Source organism: Desulfofundulus luciae, from assembly GCF_030813795.1.
GTDB lineage: Bacteria > Bacillota > Desulfotomaculia > Desulfotomaculales > Desulfovirgulaceae > Desulfofundulus > Desulfofundulus luciae.
Map to the genome: position 1 here is coordinate 1 of NZ_JAUSUX010000059.1, position 2,047 is coordinate 2,047.

The 2,047-nt window shown below is 46.4% G+C and carries 1 protein-coding gene and 1 pseudogene; both read left to right on the plus strand.

Going from position 1 to position 2,047, the window contains the following annotated elements:
• Positions 1 to 399: 399 nt before the first annotated feature.
• A pseudogene (locus J2Z49_RS14655) lies at positions 400 to 894 on the plus strand (ClpP family protease); the annotation flags it as partial.
• 356 nt (positions 895 to 1,250) lie between these two features.
• Positions 1,251 to 1,664 carry a hypothetical protein gene (locus J2Z49_RS14660; protein ID WP_307403924.1) on the plus strand — a complete coding sequence of 138 codons (414 nt, stop codon included), beginning with the start codon at positions 1,251 to 1,253 and terminating at the stop codon, positions 1,662 to 1,664.
• Positions 1,665 to 2,047 lie beyond the last annotated feature (383 nt).

The following is a 2,047-nucleotide window of genomic DNA, read 5'->3' on the forward strand; positions in this document are numbered from 1 at the left end:
AGGCCGCTGCCTTGAAGCTAATGTTTTTGAGCGGTGAGGTCTCATAACGGGAAAAAATTTTTGTGGAGATACCTACTGGATCTTGACACGGACCTTTTTTGTCGGCTAGTTGATAAAGATGGACTGGTTATTTTATAATATGAATAACTGGTACGTACGTCATTACGTAACGTCGTCTGAATAAGGAAGCACTGGGTTATTTTCTGAAATTCATTTTTCCAGCTTTCCGGATAGCCACCATTCCCTCGGTTCGTATTCCGGGTAAAGGTAATCATAATTGCTCTGGCGGGGGAATATACAAGGGTCCAGGGATTTGGGTAAGACACGGGTTAGCCAGCCCGTGTTTGTGTTTATATGTGTATTTTGTCCGTAACATAACCATACTAGAGAAGAGAAAAAATGACGAGAGGATGGATAAGAGTGTCTGGTGATCAGAATATATGGGGTCACGAGGGAGAGTATCCCTGCACGCCCCCGGAAAACCCTCCGGGAGAGCCCAACACATCCCCCGTGCGGGAACCCGGTAACCCCGGGTCTACCCCAACACCCCACCGGGTACAGGGGCGTACTAAAGAAAGCATGGAATCCATCAAAGAGCTGGGAGCCAGTCCCGTGCCCGAAGTTAAAAGCAACATTCACTGTTTAACTATTGTCGGCCAAATTGAAGGCCACCTGGTGTTGCCCCCCCAGAACAAGACCACCAAGTATGAACACCTCATCCCGCAGTTGGTTGCCCTGGAGCAGAGCCCGGAGGTGGAAGGGGTGCTGGTAGTATTGAACACGGTAGGGGGAGATGTGGAAGCCGGACTGGCTATTGCAGAAATGATTGCCAGCCTCTCCAAACCCACGGTATCCATCGTACTGGGCGGGGGGCACAGCATCGGGGTGCCGATAGTGCCCTTGTCGCTACCCCAAAGGTTTAGCCTGGTTCTGTAAGAGGCGGAGGATGTTTTCGTAGTTTTCCGCCGGGCACGTAACCCGGGCATTTGCGCTAAACACAAGCTTTAAAACTTTATGAAAGGAAAATTCCTGAATAGGGTGTAGCCCACATTTTTACCACTATGTTTTATCACCATGGGACCTGGGTATATATTACCTTTTGGCTGCAGGTATTGCGGGCGAAAAAATGCGGGTTTTTATTTGCCTTAAAACAGGGAAAAGTTTCTTTTACGGAGAATATATCCCAATTAAGACCTCGTTTGAAAATAGCTCTCAAATATCTTACCCTAAAAACTAGGTGAGACCCAATTATGAACGAGCAGATTAATAATTTATTTGCTGAATTACCAAGTGCTTTAGTAAATGAAGTATTACAATGCACCGAAGGTTTGAGCCAGGCATTACTTGAAGGCTTTGAAAAAGTACATGAGCAAAGGGAGCAATGGCGGAAGAAATTAATGAATCTTGGTATTTTACGCAGGGAGTCAGAACTTCCTTATATACCAATACCTACCACTTGTGGCGTTGATGGTTCTTACGCGATTGAACATCTATTAACCAATGATTTAGTTGCAGCAGCAGCTGTAGCCGTTGAGGGTCTTACCCCACCTTCTGAAACTCGATATTGGCCTGAGCCACGCCACAAGGTGTTGGTAGAGATGGAGGTTCATGATTCTGGAACTGGGACCATACTAAGGGCCTTTATGGATCGGAATGGAACTTGAGCTTGCATCTAATGCTCCGCACGAGCTCGTCTTTATTGATGGCTCACTTACTACACCTCTAATATACTTTAACCAGGCCATGATTAAGGCAATAGAGGCTCAGCAACTCAAGATAACACAATATCTTACAGCGGGTATTGTTCGCTTCCTACAAGCCTATAGAGTTATCCTTTCTTCTGTCCGAACCGATCGCGCGTGGGTGGCCATACCCAAATATACAACGCGTCGTGAAATTAGTAAAATAATAGAGTGGCCGGAGACGTACGACGACCGCGGTTTACTAAGTTTTTTACGATCTACCGCCAAGAATGCTCCTGATTTTAATCAGGAGATGAGAGGCGGCTGACATTCAGCGGTTGTTGAAAGACGGCCGCTTTTTTTTG

Coding starts and splice junctions, on each gene's coding strand:
- J2Z49_RS14660 (WP_307403924.1), top strand. CDS start 1,251: ATGAACGAGCAGATTAATAATTTATTTGCTGAATTACCAAGTGCTTTA.